18 protein-coding genes are annotated in these 17,496 nt (G+C 71.4%); 10 read left to right on the top strand and 8 right to left on the bottom strand.

From position 1 onward, the window contains the following. The first annotated feature begins 6 nt into the window (after positions 1 to 6). From ACZ7CH_RS11655 to ACZ7CH_RS11635, 5 genes are all read left to right on the top strand, one after another. Positions 7 to 2,685 (top strand): AfsR/SARP family transcriptional regulator, encoded by a 2,679-nt coding sequence (locus ACZ7CH_RS11655; RefSeq protein WP_470373796.1) that lies wholly within the window; start codon positions 7 to 9, stop codon positions 2,683 to 2,685. Between the two features lie 285 nt (positions 2,686 to 2,970). Next, the gene (locus tag ACZ7CH_RS11650; protein WP_470373795.1) at positions 2,971 to 3,852 is read left to right on the top strand and encodes a phosphotransferase family protein; all 882 of its coding nucleotides are present in this window, start codon (positions 2,971 to 2,973) and stop codon (positions 3,850 to 3,852) included. Positions 3,853 to 3,854: 2 nt separating this feature from the next. Then, positions 3,855 to 4,394 (top strand): HAD family hydrolase, encoded by a 540-nt coding sequence (locus ACZ7CH_RS11645; RefSeq protein ID WP_470373794.1) that lies wholly within the window; start codon positions 3,855 to 3,857, stop codon positions 4,392 to 4,394. Beyond that, a complete protein-coding gene (locus ACZ7CH_RS11640; RefSeq protein WP_470373793.1) occupies positions 4,382 to 5,080 on the top strand; it encodes an NTP transferase domain-containing protein in 699 nt (232 codons plus the stop codon). The genes ACZ7CH_RS11645 and ACZ7CH_RS11640 overlap by 13 nt, the downstream gene beginning before the upstream one ends. A gap of 4 nt (positions 5,081 to 5,084) precedes the next feature. Beyond that, the gene (locus ACZ7CH_RS11635) at positions 5,085 to 5,594 is read left to right on the top strand and encodes a DUF4916 domain-containing protein (RefSeq protein WP_470373792.1); all 510 of its coding nucleotides are present in this window, start codon (positions 5,085 to 5,087) and stop codon (positions 5,592 to 5,594) included. A gap of 15 nt (positions 5,595 to 5,609) precedes the next feature. Here the strand turns inward: ACZ7CH_RS11635 and ACZ7CH_RS11630 are convergent, their stop codons facing one another. Genes ACZ7CH_RS11630 through ACZ7CH_RS11595 form a run of 8 tightly spaced genes read right to left on the bottom strand, consistent with a single transcriptional unit; the run spans position 5,610 to position 11,986 of the window. Next, entirely contained in the window at positions 5,610 to 6,422 is an 813-nt protein-coding gene (locus tag ACZ7CH_RS11630) for an LLM class flavin-dependent oxidoreductase (protein ID WP_470373791.1), read from the bottom strand. Further along, positions 6,419 to 7,765: a class I adenylate-forming enzyme family protein gene (locus tag ACZ7CH_RS11625; RefSeq protein WP_470373790.1), complete on the bottom strand. Its 1,347-nt coding sequence runs from the start codon at positions 7,763 to 7,765 to the stop codon at positions 6,419 to 6,421. Before ACZ7CH_RS11625 ends, ACZ7CH_RS11630 begins: the two co-directional genes overlap by 4 nt. Beyond that, positions 7,753 to 8,271 carry a beta-ketoacyl synthase N-terminal-like domain-containing protein gene (locus ACZ7CH_RS11620; RefSeq protein ID WP_470373789.1) on the bottom strand — a complete coding sequence of 173 codons (519 nt, stop codon included), beginning with the start codon at positions 8,269 to 8,271 and terminating at the stop codon, positions 7,753 to 7,755. Before ACZ7CH_RS11620 ends, ACZ7CH_RS11625 begins: the two co-directional genes overlap by 13 nt. Next, a complete protein-coding gene (locus ACZ7CH_RS11615) occupies positions 8,268 to 9,374 on the bottom strand; it encodes a beta-ketoacyl synthase N-terminal-like domain-containing protein (protein ID WP_360388819.1) in 1,107 nt (368 codons plus the stop codon). Before ACZ7CH_RS11615 ends, ACZ7CH_RS11620 begins: the two co-directional genes overlap by 4 nt. Continuing rightward, positions 9,371 to 9,811 (bottom strand): 3-hydroxyacyl-ACP dehydratase FabZ family protein, encoded by a 441-nt coding sequence (locus ACZ7CH_RS11610; protein WP_360388822.1) that lies wholly within the window; start codon positions 9,809 to 9,811, stop codon positions 9,371 to 9,373. Before ACZ7CH_RS11610 ends, ACZ7CH_RS11615 begins: the two co-directional genes overlap by 4 nt. Then, positions 9,753 to 10,304, bottom strand: a complete 552-nt coding sequence (locus tag ACZ7CH_RS11605) for an acyl-CoA thioesterase (RefSeq protein WP_360388824.1) — start codon at positions 10,302 to 10,304, stop codon at positions 9,753 to 9,755. Before ACZ7CH_RS11605 ends, ACZ7CH_RS11610 begins: the two co-directional genes overlap by 59 nt. After that, positions 10,298 to 11,689, bottom strand: coding sequence for an aminotransferase class III-fold pyridoxal phosphate-dependent enzyme (locus ACZ7CH_RS11600; RefSeq protein WP_360388827.1), 1,392 nt, complete (start codon positions 11,687 to 11,689; stop codon positions 10,298 to 10,300). The genes ACZ7CH_RS11605 and ACZ7CH_RS11600 overlap by 7 nt, the downstream gene beginning before the upstream one ends. 33 nt (positions 11,690 to 11,722) lie before the next feature. Next, a complete protein-coding gene (locus ACZ7CH_RS11595) occupies positions 11,723 to 11,986 on the bottom strand; it encodes an acyl carrier protein (RefSeq protein ID WP_360388830.1) in 264 nt (87 codons plus the stop codon). A gap of 564 nt (positions 11,987 to 12,550) precedes the next feature. Here ACZ7CH_RS11595 and ACZ7CH_RS11590 point away from each other — a divergent pair. Genes ACZ7CH_RS11590 through ACZ7CH_RS11570 form a run of 5 tightly spaced genes read left to right on the top strand, consistent with a single transcriptional unit; the run spans position 12,551 to position 17,435 of the window. Beyond that, a complete protein-coding gene (locus ACZ7CH_RS11590; RefSeq protein WP_360388833.1) occupies positions 12,551 to 13,069 on the top strand; it encodes a hypothetical protein in 519 nt (172 codons plus the stop codon). A 1-nt stretch (position 13,070) separates the two neighbouring features. Beyond that, complete coding sequence (locus tag ACZ7CH_RS11585) at positions 13,071 to 13,925, top strand: beta/alpha barrel domain-containing protein (protein WP_470373788.1); 855 nt, start codon at positions 13,071 to 13,073, stop codon at positions 13,923 to 13,925. Beyond that, positions 13,922 to 14,713, top strand: coding sequence for a creatininase family protein (locus ACZ7CH_RS11580; protein ID WP_470373787.1), 792 nt, complete (start codon positions 13,922 to 13,924; stop codon positions 14,711 to 14,713). The genes ACZ7CH_RS11585 and ACZ7CH_RS11580 overlap by 4 nt, the downstream gene beginning before the upstream one ends. Beyond that, positions 14,710 to 16,020, top strand: coding sequence for an ATP-grasp domain-containing protein (locus ACZ7CH_RS11575; protein WP_470373786.1), 1,311 nt, complete (start codon positions 14,710 to 14,712; stop codon positions 16,018 to 16,020). The genes ACZ7CH_RS11580 and ACZ7CH_RS11575 overlap by 4 nt, the downstream gene beginning before the upstream one ends. Next, entirely contained in the window at positions 16,017 to 17,435 is a 1,419-nt protein-coding gene (locus ACZ7CH_RS11570; protein ID WP_470373785.1) for an MFS transporter, read from the top strand. Before ACZ7CH_RS11575 ends, ACZ7CH_RS11570 begins: the two co-directional genes overlap by 4 nt. The last annotated feature ends 61 nt before the right edge of the window (positions 17,436 to 17,496 follow it).

The following is a 17,496-nucleotide window of genomic DNA, read 5'->3' as shown; positions in this document are numbered from 1 at the left end:
GCATCGGTGGGAGCACGGTTTCAACTGCTGGGGGAAGTCGGCGTCACGGTGGCCGGTGAGCCGGTACCGATCAAGCACGCACGTGTGCGGTGCGTCCTCGCGGCGCTGCTCGTGGACGCGAACCGGACGGTGTCGGCCGACGCGCTGGTCGAACGGGTGTGGAGCGAGCGGTTGCCGCGGCAGCCCCGCGACGCCGTCTACAGCTACCTGTCACGGCTGCGCGTCGTGCTGGCCGGGGCGCGGGACGTGGAGCTCGCGCGGCGTTCGGGCGGGTACGTGCTGCGGACCGATCCGGCGTGCATCGACCTGCACCGGTTCCGCGCGCTGGTGGCGGACTCGGCCGGGCAGCCGGACCAGGTGCGGGCCGATCTGCTGGCGCAGGCACTCGGGCTGTGGAGCGGTGAGGCGCTGACCGGCGTGGACTCGGCGTGGGCGGCGGCGGTGCGCGAGGCGCTGGAGGGGGAACGGCTGGCGGTGCGGCTGGACGACCACGACGTCCGGTTGCGGCTCGGGCGGCACGCCGAGCTGGTGGCGCCGTTGAGCACGCTCGCCGCGGCCAGGCCGCTGGACGAACGGGTCGCACACCAGCTGATCGAGGCGCTCGCCAGCGGCGGACGGCAGGCACAGGCGCTGGCTCATTACGAGACCCTGCGCCGGCACCTGGTCGACGAGCTCGGCGTGGACCCGAGCCAGGAGCTGCGGGAGCTGCACCGGCGGCTGCTGTCACCGGCGGAGGCACCGTCGCGGGACGTGCCGCGGCAGCTCCCGCTGGCACCGGCGCACTTCCAGGGCCGGGTGCACGAGCTGGACGCGTTGTCGGCCGGGCACACCGTGCTGATCACGGCGATCCGGGGCGCTGGCGGGATCGGCAAGACGTGGCTGGCGCTGCACTGGGCGCACGGGCACGCCGGCGAGTTCCCCGACGGGCAGCTCTACGTGAACCTGCGCGGTTTCGACCCGACGGCGGCGCCGACCGCGCCCGCCGTGGTGCTGCGCGGGTTCCTCACGTCGCTGGGCACCGCGCCGGACAGCCTGCCCGACGACGTGGACACACTCGCCGCGATGTACCGCAGCGCGGTCGCGGACCGCAGGATGCTGGTGGTGCTGGACAACGCGGCCGACACCGCCCAGGTCGAGCCGCTGCTGCCGGGCACGACGTCGTGCCGCACGCTGGTCACGAGCCGGCAGCCGTTGACCGGGCTGGTGGCCACGCACGGCGCGGTGCCGATGCCGCTGGACGTGCTGACCGACGACGAGGCGTTCGAGCTGCTCATGGCCCGGCTGGGCGCGCGTGAGCCGGAGGCGATGGCCGACATCGTGCGGCACTGCGGTGGTCTGCCGCTGGCGCTGGGCATCGTGGCCGCGCGTGCCGCCGTGCGCACGAACCTCCGCTTGGCCGAGATCGCCGCCGAGCTGCGGTCGGCCCGGCTGGACGCGCTGGACACCGGTGACCTGAGCCTGCGGGCCACGATCTCCTGGTCGCACCGGGAGTTGAGCACGCAGGCGTCCGTCCTCTTCGGACTGGTGGGGCTGGCGCCCGCCGTGGACCTGAGCGTCGCCGCGCTGGACGCGCTGGCCGCGGCGGACTCCTCGGCCGCGGTGGCGGAGCTGGAGGCCGCGCACCTGGTCGTGCGCACCGGTCCCGGCCACTACCGCATGCACGACCTGATCCACCTCTACGCCAGCGAACAGCCCGTGTCCGGCGGGGAGGCCGCGCTGACCCGGTTGGTCGACCTCTACCTGCACACCGCGCACATCGGCGAACGGCTGCTGGAACCCGACCGGCCGCCCTACGACCTGCCCGACCCGGCACCCGGTGTGGTGCCGGTCCCGCTGGCGGACAAGCAGTCCGCGCTCGCGTGGTTCGACGCCGAGCACGCCATGGTCCTCGCGGTGCAGCGCATCGCCGCCGACCACGGCTGGCACCGCCGGGTGTGGGCGCTGGCCTCCACCACCACGTCCTACCACTGGCAGCAGGGCCACCGCGCCGAGCCGCTGCAGGTGCTGCGCCTCGCCGTCGCCGCCGCGAAGAGCGCCGGGGAGCAGTCGATCACGGCCCGCCTGCTGCACACCCTCGGTCACATGTGCGCCCGCGCCGGCCTGAACACCGAGGCCCTCGCCCACCTGGAGGAGTCGGCGGCGACCAGCGCCGCCCTCGGCGACCCCCTCTCCGAGGGCCACGCCCAGCTGGTGCTCGCCCGCGTCTGGGGCCAGCAGGGCGACTACCGGCGGGCCAAGCAGCACGCGCGCACCGGCCTGGAGCTCTACCGGGCCTCCGGCGAGCCGGGCGTGGAGGCCTTGGCGTTGAACAACCTCGGCTGGATCTGCGCCAACCTCGGCGAGTACGGGGAGGCGCTCGCCCACTGCGCGGCTGCCGTGCCGATCCACCGCGCGGCCGGCCGCTGGGCGGGCGTCGGCGAGACCCTCGACAGCATCGGCTACATCCACGAGCAGCGCGGCGCACCCGCCGAGGCCGCCGTCGCCTACCGGGAGTCCGCGGACATGTTCTGGAAGGTCGGCCACCACTTCGAGGCGGCGGTCACGCTGGAACGCCTCGGCGGCGTGCTCGCCGCCGAGGGCGACCGGACGGGGGCGCGGCAGGCGTGGACGCAGGCGCTGGAGGTGTTCCGCGGGCGCGGGCTCGCGGAGGCCGACGCGCTGGAGCAGCGGCTCGCGTCGCTGTGACCGCACCGGGCACGTGCAGCGGCTTGCCCTGGTGCGCAGCGGGTTCGAGCAGTTCCCGGCGGCGGACCGTGTCGGCGTCGGTGCCGGTTGCGGGACCTCGACAACGAAAAGGACGAAACCGCGGATCGCGGTCCGGCCCCATCGGCGATCCGAGCAAGAAGGGCAACGGAACGAGCACAGAGGGGTAGCAAGACAAGACTTCGCTGGCGACCGCCCGGAACTTTGAAATAGTCGAAAGACGGACACCGGGCAGCAGCCTGGACTCCCGCAAGCACGGAGTCATGATTGAACACCGCAGCACGCGAGCCGGCAGCAGTACGCAGGATCATGGAGACTTACGGGTCATCAAGTTCACCGGGACCGGAGCCGCATTGCCGTGTGCCGGACCAGCGGGGCCGATCGGGCGCGGACATCGCACCGGAACTCCAAGACCAGGTGATCAAGTACGGTCCGCCGAACACCGCGCTCGGCAGCCGTGTTGTCGCTCAAGGCGAGTGGATTTTACGACACAGCAATCAAGCCCTGCCGAAGGTTCACGGTGTTTTCCGGAACAACGCGCGGTGGGGGTACACCATGGAGCGGCTCGACACGGTCCCCCTTGAGCTGCTCGACGGCCGGAAGCTTGCGACGTCCATCGTCCAGCTGCTGCAAACCAGTCTTTGGCACCGGACACCAGAGGCTGAGTTCGACGAGGCGGCACATGCCGATCGCCTGTCCCCTATCACGGCACCGCTGACCGGGCGCAGGAGAGACGTGTTCGACCAGCTTCGCGACCGAATAGAATGGGATCGACTTTCCCGGGGTCTCACCCATGGTGATCCGATCTTCGACAACGTTCTTTTCGCTCGCGACGGTTCGATGGTCTTGACCGATCCGATCCCGTCGACCCCGGGCCTTCCCGACGTGGTCGCCCTGGACGTCGGCCGGATTTTCCAGTCCTGCGTGGGATACGAGCGGGTGACCTACGAACTGCCGGCGCCCGACGACGTCCCGCTCGACGTGGTCATTTCGATGGCGGAACTGTCGCACGACGACCTGACCGCCGCTCTGTACTTCGGAATCGTGCACCTCCTCCGTTCGATGGTGTACGTCTCGGCCCGGAAGGCGAAGCACCTCCTGGAGGAATGCGTGGACAGCTTGATCGGAGCGGCGACATGTCGGCTGTAGCGGTGTTCGACATCGACGGGGTGCTGGTCGACACCCGGGAGATCGTGCGGCGAGCCTATGCCGAGGTCGGCATCGAGCTGCCCGACCGGCTCTGGGGCAGTTCATGGCGCATTTGGCTTCCCGAGCTCTGCGGAGGAGACCTCCTGCGCGCCCAGGCTGTCCACGACCAGAAAACCCAGGCCCACCTCGATCTGCTCAGCAAGAGCAGGGTCGCCACACTCGCGGGCGCTGAAGCCGCCCGCGCGTTGCACTCCCGCGGATGGACCGTCAAGTTCATCACCTCCGGCACCCGCGAAGTCGTGCGGAGGACGCTCGACTCCGCCGATCCGTCGTTGAGCGGGTTCCTGGCCGGAACCGATCTGGACAGCACGGGCAAACGAAGAGCGCTCGACGGGATTTCCCCTGCGGGTGGCGTGTACGTCGACGACAACCACGACCTGGGCGTCAAGGTCACCGGAGGAAGCACGTGGAAACTGGTGCACTTCCGCGACCAGACCGAGGCAGAGTTGATCAAGGAGATCAGCACGGCATGGATGTCGTGATCCTCGCCGCCGGACGCGGCAGCAGACTCAAGGACATCACACCGCCTTATTTCAAGCCGTTGGTCATCGTTGATGGCGAACCCCTCATCCGCCGGCTCGTCCGGACGGCGTTGCGCATCTCGAGTGGGCGGATCGTGATCGTCGCCGCCCCGGAGAACGCGCTGCTCCTCTGCCAGGTGCTGGGCGACCTCCCGGCGGAGATCGTCCTCCAGCGTCAGCCGAACGGACCAGGAGACGCGCTCCTCACGGGTCTTCGACTTGTCACCTCGCCCGAGGTCCAGGTCCTCCTCGGCGACAACGTGGTGTCCGTCCGGGACACGGAGAAGATCGCGCAGGCCGCCGCTCCGGCAGTCGGTGTCGTGCTGATGCGTCCTGCCGAAGCCGAGCGGTTCACGTACCTGACCCCGAGCGGCAGCTGGGTCGAAAAACTCCCTTGCGACGAAGCCGAGCCCGAGCAGCTCCTGCCCTGCTGGGTCGGCCCGTTGAAGCTGAGGACCGACGAGATCAAGGCCGCCATCGAGCGCCGGATCCGGAGCACGCGAACCGAGGCGGACGCGGCGGAGCAGGAAGTCCCCATCGGGCCACTGCTCAACGAGCAGGGTCCGGCCACTCTCGTTCCAGTGTCCTCTGTGGACATCGGCGTTCCCGCCGCATGGCTTCCGGCAAGCACACCCATCGAGGAATGACGTCATGAGCAGCAGTTCTTCCGCCAAGGGAAAGTGGATTCCCGAGGCCGAGTACGACGAGATCACCAAGAAGATCCCGATCCTGTGCGTCGACGTGCTGCCGATCCACCCCGGGCCGGAGCGCTTGGTGGGGTTGATGCTCCGCGACACCTTCTGGGGCCGCCGTCGGTGGTGCCTCGTGGGCGGCGGGGTCCAGCACGGCGAACCACTGCCGAACGCCGTCGAGAGGGTCTTCGACTGGGCGCTGGGTGACCGGGTCTCACTCGACCTCGACACCCTGGAGCTGAAGGAAGTGGTGGAGTACTTCCCCGATCCGGACACCGGCGAGTTCTTCGACCCCCGCAAGCACGCCGTCGCCCTCACCTACACCTGTGTCATGTCGGGTGACCCGCGTCCTCGCGGGAAGGCCATCGACTTCCGCTGGTTCTCGCCCGACGCGATCCCCGATCGTGACTCCCTCGGTTTCGGGCAAGAACTCCTCGTACCGCGCCTCCTGGCTGCTCACCCGTCGTAACGACGCGTGGAGCGATCACCTCATCGCAGCGATGACCTGGGCGAGCAGGTCCGAGTCGTCCGTGGTGACGGTGAGGTGGGTGGCTCCTGCCTCTTTCCAGGAACGTGCCTGCGTTCTCCAGTCCGGGGTCCGTTCGGGGAGGAGGCGGGCTTCCACGCCGAAGGCCGACGGATCGCGACCCACCGCGCTGAGTGCTGCGCGGAGGGCTTCGACCACTCGTGAGCCGCATTCGACCCTGTTGGCCAGGAGCCGCGACATCGTGAAGCCGTCAGCGTGCCTTGCTGTTCGGAGGAGCACCTCCTGGCCGGGTCGTCCTGCCGTGCGAAGAGAGCCTCCGCCCAGCCACAGCGGGATGTGGTGGGTCGGGCGAGGGGTGAGGGTGACCGGACCGAAGGTCACGTGGGCACCTTCGGCACTCACCTCGTCACCGGTCCACAAACGGCGCAGGGCCGCCAGTTGTTCGCCGAACAGGGCAGCGCGGGTGGCGGGGGCGAGACCCAGCGCGGCTGACTCCGCGGGGTCGCCGCCCGCGGCCACGCCCAGGCGGAGCCGGCCCTCGGCCAGGTCCGAGAGCTGGGCGGCCTGTTTGGCCGCCAGGACCACCGGCCGGTGGGGCAGGATCAGCATGCACGTGCACAGTTCGATCCTGGTGGTCACCGCGGCGAGGTGGGCCACGAGGGTCGCCGACTCGTACGCCGGTGTGTGCGACGACAGGTGTTCCGCCACCGACAGGTGGTCGTACCCCAACGACTCCGCTCTCCGCGCGAACTCGCGCAGCTCCCTGCCGGAAAGCCCTTCCGGGACGGTGACGCCCAGGCGGAGGCTCATTTTCGGAGAGCGGAGGGGTCGGCGGGCCGCACGTGGACCGAACGGGGACGTTCGGCCGGCAGGAGGAGTGAGTTGAGGGTTCGGAGGGCTGTGCGTTCCGCACCGGGCGCGGGGTCGGTCATCCCCAGGTGCACGTCGAGGACCGGGGTGCCGTCGTCGCCCTGGATCACCGACGGGGTGCAGCTGACCACGCCGGGGATGGCGAAGGCCGCTTGGCGAACCGTCGCCAGGGAGACCTTCTCGCCCTTGAGCACCACGAAGTCCGACAGCCTGCCCTTGAACCTGAGGTAGCCGTCGACGACGGAGAAGGCGTCCCCGGTGGCTATCACACCCGGCGCCACCAGGCCCCTGGCCGCTCGCGGGCCGACTCGGCGGATCAGCGCGGTGTCCGAGGTGACCAGCAGTTCGCCCACCCCGTCCCGCACGTCGCGCAACGACACCTGGACGCCCGGCAGCGGCAGGCCGACCGAGTCGTGGCGGTGCGCCGGTTCCGCGTGTGCGGCGAGCGTGGACACCCTGGGGCCTGCCTCGGTCAGACCGTAGGTCAGGTACAGCTCCCCGTGAGGTCTGGCGGCCAGCAGGGAGGCCACCTCCGCCGGGGCCAGCCGATCCCCGCCGACGGCCAGTGCCCTGACCGGCGGCAGACCCGCTCCGTCCGCGAGGAGCTGCCGGACCACGGTCGGGGTGAGCGCCGAGTGGGTGACCCCGTGCTTCGACACCGCGTCGCGGTAGCCGGCGGGAGAGAAGGGCGGACCCGAGATCACCAGCCGTGCTCCCGCGCAGTACGCCGCGAGGACTTGGGCGACCATCGCGTAGGAGTAGTAGAGCGGCAAGTTCGCCAGCACCGCGTCCGATGAGGTGAGTCCCGTCGCCCCGGCGTGACGGACGGCGTTGCGCAACAGGGAGGGGACGCGGTGGACGCACGCGCTGAACATGCCCGAGGTGCCGGAGGTCGAGAGCAGCACCTCGCCCGGCTCGTACCGGATGCCCGCCGCCCCGGTGGACAGCGCGGTGGCTCCGCCGACCGGCCTGCCCTCGCCGGAGCCCACCAGCCGGGTCGTCACGGCGACCCGCGCGCCCACGTGTCCGGCCAGCGCTTGCACGCGTTCCCACGGGGTTCCCGGCGACACCGCCAGCGGAACCAGGCCCAGCAGCAGTGTCGCCAGGTGGACCCGCACCAGGTCGACACCGTTGGTCATCGCCAGCAGGACGGCGTCACCCGGCGCCAGGCCGAGGCCGTCGAGGTCCCCGAGCACCTCGGCCAGTCCCGGGCCGGAGCGACCGCCGACGTCCCGGGTGCGGTCGATGAACTCCGCGACGCCCTCGAACGTCAACTCGGGCACGGTGGCACCTCCTCGGTGCTGAGCACCAGGCACCGGCAGAGGTGGCCGCCCGGTTCGGTTTGCAGTCCTATCAGCAGCACGTGCCGCGCCTGGCCGGTGCGCAGCCAGCTGTCGGCCACGGTGAACGCCACGCCCGCTGCCGCGTCCGGGTGTGCGGCCAGCAGCAGCGACGGGCCGCGCAGGCCCCAGCGCAGGCACGACAGGCCCGCCAGCACACCGGGGTTGGCACCCGCGAAGCGCAGCGGTGAGACCCTCGGCAGCGAACGGGCGATGGCGCGCAGCGTGTCGCGGCTGCCGTTCGCGCTCATGACCAGCACACCGGTGTCCTCGGCTCCGGCCAGGACGTCGGCGGGCGAGTCCGTCAGCGCCCGGTGCGCCGTGGCGGCGACCAGCCAGGCCGCGGGGTCGGCGTAGAACGAGGGCTTGTTGGCGGTGTGCTCGGCGAGGTCACCGGTGGTGATGGTGGCCGAGCCGACCACCGTCGTCCCGGCGGGAAGCGTGGTCACACCGCCTCCCCGGTGAAGAGCAGGCACGTGTCGAAGCCCCCGAAGCCGAGGGTGGTGCTCACCGCCGCGCCCGCGGTGACGGGTGCCGCCGACCCCACCGGGAAGGTCAGCGAGGAGGCGGGCTCGCGGAGGCCGAAGATCGGGGGAACCACCCGCTCGCGCAGGGCCAGGATCGTCGCCACCGCCTCGATCGCCCCGCTGGCGCCGAGGCTGTGGCCCAGTGCTCCCTTGGTGGCGAAGATCGTCGGGCTGCGCTCGCCGAAGACCTCGCGCAGACCGGTCACCTCCACCTCGTCGTTGAGGGCGGTGCCGGTGCCGTGCGCGTTCACCACCGCCACCTCGGCGGGGCCGAGGCCGGCCGAGGCCAGGCAGCGACGCAGGGCCAGGACCACGCTGCGGCCCGTCGGGTCCGGAGCGGTGAGGCCGGTGGCGTCGTTCGCCGCTCCCACGCCGGCCAGGGTCGCGCGCACCCGCACGCCGCGTTCCCGTGCGGAGTCCGGGTGTTCCAGGACGAGGAACGCGGCGCCCTCGCCGAGGACCATGCCGTCACGGGTCTTGTCGAAGGCGCGGGAACCGGTGGGGCTCATCGTGCCCAACGCGCTGTGGCCCAGGCGTTTCGCCTCCGTCACCACGTCCACCCCGCCCGCGACGCAGATCCGCCGCGCACCTGACGACACCAGCGCGTGCGCCACGGCGATCGCGTCCGATCCCGCCGAGCACGCCGTGGCCACGCACACCGGGGCGACCGGGTGCCCGATCGCCGCGACGGCGTCGTCGGCCCAGGCGTGCAGCGACTCCTCCTCCTCGTCGAGGGCCGCGCCGAAGCTCGTGCCCAGCACGAGGCCCACCCCGGAGTCCGCCGGGGACAGGCCGGCGTCGGCGAACGCGGCCAGGAGCACTCGTGCGGCCAATGCGCGCTGCCGTTCGCCGGGTGTGCCGTCGTAGGGCAGGTCGTCGACCAGAGCCGCCTCGGCGTTGCGCAGCGGGTGCGCGGAGGGCACCGGTGCCACTCCCGACTCCCCCGCGCACAGACGCGTCCACACCCCGTCCAGCGAGTCGCCCAGCGGTGTGTCCCAGGCCATGCCGGTGACGACCGGGTTCACCACAGGTGCCCGCCGGACGAGTCGACCTTCGCCCTGCTCATCGCACCGCGGAAGCCCGCCACCGACCGCCCCTGCACCTTCGCGGTGGCGGAGAAGGTGAACGTGGACCCGGACAGGCGGTCGGCGCGCACGTCCAGCACCACCTGGTCACCCGGCACCACCGGGGCGAGGAAGCGGGACTTGACCGTGCCGACCAGGGTGACCTCGTCCTCCTGCAGGGGTGAGCTGCTGAGCTGGTAGAGCAGCACCCCCGACTGTGCGAACGCCTGCATCGTGTGGCTGCCCGGCAGGATCACCCCCGGGACCAGGCCGCGCTCGGGCAGATGTCCTGAGAGGGCACCCATCTCCGCCGACACGGCGAACATGCTGTGCAGGAACTCACCCGGTTCGTGGTCGAGGACCCGGTCGATGAACAGCCTCGGGTGCCGTCCGCGCACCAGGCGGCTGATCTCGGAGATGCCCAGCGGTCGCGCCGTGCGCGCCAGTGCCGGGAGCTGCGTGGAGTTGCGCATCCGCGTGCAGTCCTTTCAGGATGGCTCGGATCGGGGGTGGAAGCGGGACGGGGTGGCGGGTCGCGGGATCGACCGCGCCGAAGGTCAGCTCGCCGGACACCAGCGGGGTGCGGGCGCCGCCGGGCTCCTCGCGCGACAGGGTCACCGCCAGGCGCAGCCGGGCCGCGCCGGCCTGCGCCACCCTGGCCTCACCGACGATCCGGTCCCGGTGGACGGCACTGGCGAGGTAGCGCACCCGCAGGTCGGTGAGGACCACGTCGATCCCCGTCGCGGTGAACGCGGTCAGCCCGGCGCCGTGCTCCTCCAGGTACTCGGTGCCCGCGGTCTCCATGAGCGAGGTGTAGCGGGAGAAGTGCACGATCCCGGTCGCGTCGGTGTCGACGTGCTCGATGCGGGTCCGCAGCGACGGGTTCACCACGCCGCCAGCAGCGCCTCGGTGCCCGCGGCCAGCCGGGCGGCGATCTCGTCGGCGTCGGCGCGACCGGTGATCAGCGGTGGCGCGACCCGCATCGTCGGGTGCACGTACCGCAGTCCGCCGGACCGCCTGCCCGCTCCCGCCATGAACTCCACGTAGACGCCGGCGTCCAGCAGCGCCCGGCGCAGCGCGCCGATCCGGGTGCCCGCTTCCGCGGTGAGCTCCACGCCCAGCATCACGCCCGTGCCGCGCACCTCGGTGAACACGCGGGGGAACCGTTCGACCAGGTCCCGGTGCAGCCGTTCCGCCAGGTGCGCGCCCACCTCCGCCGAAGCCGGCAGCAGGCCCTCCGCCACCACGTGCTCGACCCCGTCGCGGATCACCGCGCAGGTCAGCGGGCGCAGGTCGGACGTGGCCACCGCACCGGACGCGCGCACGGTCAGGTCGCGCCGGGCGATCACCATCGAGGTCGAGACCGCCCCCATGCCCAGGTACTTGCCGATCACCGTCACGTCGGTGGGCACCGGGCCCGCGTCGTCGCGCATGGCGAACCAGTCGCCGGTCTTGGCGAAGGTGAGCACCTCGTCGGCGACCAGCAGCACGCCCTCCGCCCGGCACAGCTCGGACAGCCCGCGCAGGTAGCCCGGCGGCGGCCGGAGCACGCCCGCGTCACCCTGCACCGGCTCGACCACCACGGCCAGCAACCGGTCGGCGTGGGCGGCGAAGTACCCGGTCAGTGCCTCGGTGGAGCCGAAGGGGAGGTGCTCGACGCGCACCCCGCCGTGCTCGGGCGGCACCTGTCCCGGCAGACCGGCCTGGTAGTGGCGGCGGTTGAGCAGTGGCACGAGCCCGTCGGTCCACCCGTGCCAGGCGCCTTCGAAGGCGAGGACGGTGTCCCGGTGCTCCTTGCCGGGGCGGCGGCGCAGCCGGCGTGGGTCGTACCGCGACTCCAGCACCAGCCGCAGCGCCAGCTCGTTGCCCTCCGACCCGGAGTTGCGCCCGCTGACGTGGTACTCGCCGGTGGGGAAGTGGCCGGTCCACAGCCCGCCAGGGCCGAACAGCCGGTCGAGCAGCTCCGCGCGTTCCAGCGAACCGAGCTCGTCGGTCGCACTGCCTGCTCCGGTCACCCCGCGCGCCAGCGCCCGGAGCACCACCTCGTGGCCGACGCCCAGCGCGGCGCTGGCGTACCCGCCGCTGGCGTCGAGCAACCGCATCCGCCTGCCCCGGTGTTCCGGGGTGAGGTCGATGACGTCGAGCTCGAGACCACGTCCGCCGGTGCAGGCGAACGGCAACCGGGGCGCACCGTAGTGGTTCAGGTGCAGCTCGGTGCCGCGCAGCAGACGCGCCGTGACCTCGTCGGTCCGGGGATGATCAACAGGTGCGGCCACTGGTCGCCCTTTCGTGTCGTGGTCCAGGGCGGGTCAGGCGCCCGCGGTCGAGTGCTGCGCCCTGGTCAGCCGCTCGACCAGGGCGAGGACGTCACCGAGCGTCATCAGCCCGGCGAGTGCCCCGTCCTCGATCTCCACGCCGAAGACCTCTTCGCAGCGCACGCGCAGCTCCACGAACCCGAGCGAGTCCATGCCGTAGCCCTCGCGGAGCTGGTCGTCGAGACCCATCCGGTCCTCGGGGATCTCGACCAGCACGTCGGCGGACAGGATGCGCTTGATCGTCTGCAACGAATTCATGAGCAGTTTCCCTACTTCTTCCGGGGGTTTCACCCAATTCCGGGAGGGGTTGTGTCGTCGTGCGTGCGAGTTGTCAGACCCCAGGCTCGATGAGGTGGAACAAGCCGGTAATGGTCGCGCGCAGCTCGATGTCCTGAAGCTACGCATCGACTTCGCCGACGGTCAACGCCCAGTGGGGTGTACTAGGAGTTTTCATAGTTCAATCGGTCTCATATATGATCCGAACGGGTGTTTTTCGGGTTTCGTACCTCCTTTGTGGACTCGATATTTGCGCACGTAGAAGCCCTGATTGCTGCTGAGCAGTGGATTCTGTTGCCGTTAAAAGTGTTCGTGGTTGATGTTGCGGCTATCGGCGACTCGTGCCAGCCTGATCGAGGCCGAGGCCTTGTGGACAACGAAGGCCGTGACAGGCGATCCGCAATTGCGGTCCCTGCGGCCACGCTCTCGCGCCTCACCCACCAATGCCCGAACGGGCAATTCAGTGCCCACATCTTCTGTCAACCGGATCGCGATACCCGCCGACTCCCGCGGCCCGGCATCGCGAAACCCGAAGGAGCTGCCGGAATGGTTCCCCCTTCGCGCCCGCTGACGGGCGCCACCGTGTTCGTCGGCGGTCCGATCCAGCACGCGCTGGTGCCGGGCGGCATGCTCGGCGCGGTCAGCGACCGGCTGCACGCGGCCATCGACCAGGTGGAGCGGGCGGGCGGCGCGGTGTTGTCCGCGCACGTCGCCGAGCGCTTCGGCGTCACCACCGCGGACTTCACCCCGGACCAGGTGTCCGAACGCGACTTCGGCTGGATGCGCGCGTGCGACGTGTTCGTACCGGTGCTGCCGGTGCTCGCCGACGGCACCCTGCTGCGCACCGACGGCACGCACATCGAGCTGGGCTGGGCCAGCGCTCTGGGCCGCCCGATCGTCGGGATCACCGAGCAGCCCTTCGCCGACTCGGCCAGCCACCTGCTCAAAGGCCTGGCACGGGTCGCCGACGCCGTCTTCCTGTCCGCGGCCGAGTTCGCGGAGGCGCCCGGCCTGCTGGTGGACGGCGTGCTCGCCGCCCTCGGCCGGGCCAGGACGGCGGCCTGAGGTGGGCACCACCGTGCTCGGCATCGACGTGACGTCGCCGGTGCTGGTCGGCTCGGGACTGCTCACCGACCAGGAACGCACCCTGCGCAGGATGCTGGACGCGGGCGCGGGCGCGGTGGTCACCAAGACCATCCACCCCAGCCCGCCGGCGGGCCTCGACGAGCGCATCATCCGGCTGCCCACCGGCATGATGAACAGCACCACCTACTCCAAGCGCCCTGTCGGGCACTGGCTTTCCGTGCTGCGCGGGATGGCGGCCGACGGCCTGCCGGTGATCGCCTCGCTGCACGCCAACAGCCCCGGGGAGCTCGCCGAGCTGGCCGCCGAGGTCGAGGGCACCGGCTGCCGCGCCCTGGAGCTGGGCATCTCGTGCCTCAACGAGGAGGACGGCCTGGAGGACACCCCGGAACGCGTCCACGCCTACACCGCGGCGGCCCGTGCCGCGACCACGATCCCGTTCGCCGTCAAGCTCGCCAGCGGCGAAGGGCTGCCGGCCAGGGCGGCGGCCGCCGAGGCCGCGGGCGCGGACGCGCTGACGCTCAGCGACACCCTGCCCGCCGCGGCCGTCGATCCCGACACCGGCCTGCTGCGCCTCGGTGGCACGTTCGGGTACTCCGGCCCCGGCATCAAACCGCTGGTGCTCGCCTCGATCTGGCGCCTGCGGCGTGCGGGTTTCACCCTGCCGGTGCTCGGTTCCGGCGGTGTCGAGTGCGGCCGGGACGTGCACGACTACCTGCGGGTCGGCGCGTGCGCCGCCCAGGTCTACACCGCGCTGCACACCGACCTCTACCCGACGCTGACCAGGATCGTCGCCGAGACCGAGGTGCTCGACCGGACCCGGCGGGTGCCGTCGTGACGCCCCGGTCGACCGGGCCCCGGCTCTGCGACGTCAGCAGCGCCGAGGTGGTCGAGGCCACCGCGGGGCGCACGGTCGTGTGGCCGATCGGCTCGATCGAGCAGCACGGGCCGCACCTGCCGCTGTCCGTCGACTTCGTGCTGGCAGAGGCGTTCGCCCAGCAGATCGCCTACGAGCTCACCGCGCTCACGCTGCCGGTGCAGTCCATCGCGGCCCGGTCGCTACCGCAGAGCGGTGGCGGGCTGTCCTTCCCCGGCACCGTCCACGTGCGCGGGCGGTCGTTGCTGGACTTCCTGGTGGACGCGCTGGAATCGCTGTGCGCGTTGCCGTTCAAGAGGTTGCTGGTCGTCAACGGGCACTTCGAGAACGAGCCCTTCGTGTTCGAGGCGCTCGACGACGTCGCCAGGCGCCCGGCCGCCCACGGCAAGGAGTTCATGGCGCTGAGCTGGTGGAGCCTGGTCGACGACAGCTGGCTGGCCGAGCGCTCCCCCGCCTTCCCCGGCTGGCACGCCGAGCACGCCGGGCTCACCGAGACCAGCCTGATGCTGTTCCTGCGCCCCGACCTCGTGTCCGGGCTGCGCCTGGACCACGACCACCCACCACGCGCAGGCGTCTACCTCCACCCCGCGGACGTGACCACCACGACCACCCGCGGCATCCTCTCCAGCACCTCCGGCGCCTCCGCGTCGTTCGGTGAGGAGCTGTTCTGGCACGTGGTGTCGTCCGCGGTCGACCTGGTGTCCCGAGGAGACGGACTGCTGCGCACAACGACCGAGGAGGAACCGTGACCGACCAGCACGTGCCCACCGTCTGCGTGTGCAACGCCGTGGACACCTTGCGCGACTTCGCGATCCGCGCGGACGACGTCGACGCGCTGCTCGCCGAGTGCTACGCCCAGCAGGACCAGGCACTGTTCTGGGGCCCGCTGGACAAGGTGCTCGTCACCTACGAACCGATCGGCGACCTGGCCTGGCACCAGGAGTTCCTGGAGCTCCCGGGGGTGGTGAACCTGTGGCCGTCGCGGTCGACGGGCTCGCTGTTCGCCGACATGATCGCCGACCCGGCGTTGATGGCCGCGCTCGCGGACCACGCCGGCCCCGGTCGCCGGATCCGGATCATCCCGCACACCACCACCGCCGACCTGTGGCTGTTCGCCGAGGTGCTGCGGGAACGGCACGGGGTCACCGCCGAGCTGCCGGAGAGCACTCCCGACCAGTCCCTGCGCGACCTGGCCGACACCAAGACCGGGCTGCGCGACCTCGCCGCGGACCTCGGCATGCTCGAAGGCCCGTTCCGCGTTCCGGCGGGTGAGCACCACGCCGGCCAGGAGGCGGTCACGGCCGCTGTGACGGCGATGCTCGCCGCGGGGACGCCGTGCATCGTGAAGGCCGACCGGGGCGAGGCGAGTCTCGGGCTGCTCATCTTCCAGCCGGGCGACACCGCCGAGCACGTGGCGCGCACGCTGGCCGGCAGCCAGTTCTACGCGGACGAACCGGTCGTGGTCGAGGAGTTCCTCGACGGCGACGTCGAGTTCCCGTCCGTGGAGTACGTGGTGCCCGAAACCGCGGAACCACGCCTTTGCTACACCACCGAGATGCTGTTCGAGGGTGCCACGCACCTGCGCGGCAACGTCACCTCGCGGGAGCTGCGCACGCGCTGGTGGTACCGGGCACTGGTCGACGGCGGGATGCGGCTGGCGCGGGAGCTCCAGCGGCGCGGTTACCGAGGCCACTTCGGCATCGACGCGATCGCCCGCGACGGCGTCGTGTACGCCCACGACCTCAACGCCCGCCGAACCGGGTCCACGCACGTGCACGAGTTCGGGTACGAGCTGATCGGGCCGGACTACCTGGAAACGACGACCATCGCGAACTACGACTTCTACGGTCTGCCGACCGGCTTGACGCTGCCGGAACTGCTGCGGCAGCTCGGAAATTTGGTCGCCTCGCCCAGGCACGCCGACCGCGGGGTGGTTCCGGCTGAGTTGACCGACCTCGGCTGCGGCAGACTGAGCTGCATGTTCTTCGCCCCCGGCATCGCCGAGCTGCACGACCTCATCGCGAAGACCAGGACGGCCCTGGGACTCTTCCGGTGACGTCGGCGACCGGTGTCGGCGCTGCCAGGCGGTGGCTGGTGCTCGCGGTGGTCCTGCTCTGCTTCCTCCCCGCCGCCGTCGACGTCACGATCCTGACCATCGCGGTGCCCACGCTCGCCGAGGCGCTCGACGCCTCCACCACCGAACTGCTGTGGGTGGTGGACGTCTACTCGTTGCTGATGATCGGCCTGGTCCTGGTCACCGGGCCGCTGGGAGACCGCATCGGTCATCGGCGGCTGCTGCTGATCGGGCTGGGTGTGTTCGGGGTGGCTTCCGCGTTCTCCTCACTGGCCGGCACGCCGCTCGCGCTCGTCGCCGGCCGGGCGTTGCTGGCGGTGGGAGCGGCGATGATCATCCCGGCGACGCTGGCGGTGATCCGGCAGACGTTCTCCGATCCGCGCGAGCACGCCGTCGCGATCGGCGGGTGGAGCGCGGTGGCGGCGGGGGCGTCGGCACTGGGGCCGGTGGCCGGCGGGTTCCTGCTGCACCACTTCTGGTGGGGCTCGACGTTCCTGGTCAACCTGCCGGTCGTGGCGGTGGCGGTACCGGCGGTGCTGCTGGTGCTGCGCAACAACCCGGAACCGGAGCCGCGGCCGTGGGAGGCGTTGTCGCCGGTGCTGGCGGTGATCGGTTCGGTGGGGACCGCCTACGCGGTCATCGCTCTCACCCACGACGGGGTGGGGGTGGCGGAGGTGGTCGTACCGGGCGCGGCCGGAGTCCTGGCGATCGTGGTGTTCCTGCGCCGGCAGCGCGTGCTGGAGCACCCTCTGCTCGACCTGTCGCTGTTCCGGCTGCCACCGTTGCGGGCCGGGGTCGTCATCTCGGTGCTGCCGGTGCTGGTGATGGTCGGGTTCGAGCTGCAACTGGTGCAGTACCTGCAACTGGCGCTCGGTCTGTCGCCGGCCGAGGCGGCGTGGCGGCTGCTGCCCATGCCGGTGGCGGCGGTGCTCGCGGGCCCGATCGGAGGATGGCTCCTGCCGCGGCTGGGCGCACGCCTGGCGGTACCGGGTGGCCTGGCCCTCGCCGCGGCGGGCTACGCGCTGGTGGCGTCGGACGTGGTGTTCGCGGGAGGACTCGTGCTTGTCGGGTTCGGCCACGGCCTGGTCCAGATGATCGCGTCCGACCTGGTCATGACGACCGCGCCGGAGCAGCAGGCCGGGGCGGCCGCGGGGATCGAGTCCGTGTCGTACGAGACCGGCGCGGCGGTGGGGATCGCCGTCCTCGGCACCGTGACCGCGGTGTTCTACCGCGAGCGGGCCGGAGGATCGGCCTCGTTGCTGGACGCCCGGAGCTCCACCGCCGCGGCCGAGGCGCTCACCGGGGCTTTTCGCGGCATCACCTGGGTCGCGGCCGCTCTGGTCCTGTCGACCACCGCCGTCGTCGCTCGCTGGAGTGCTGGGCGTGCCGTGCGGTGAGGCAGCGGACGTCGGGCGCGCAAGGGATTCCTCTGTAGACGGTTCCCGTGGCACGGTGGCG

The sequence above is a fragment of the Lentzea sp. NPDC037011 genome (assembly GCF_055607425.1).
This window is presented reverse-complemented; position numbering and strand designations above follow the sequence as displayed.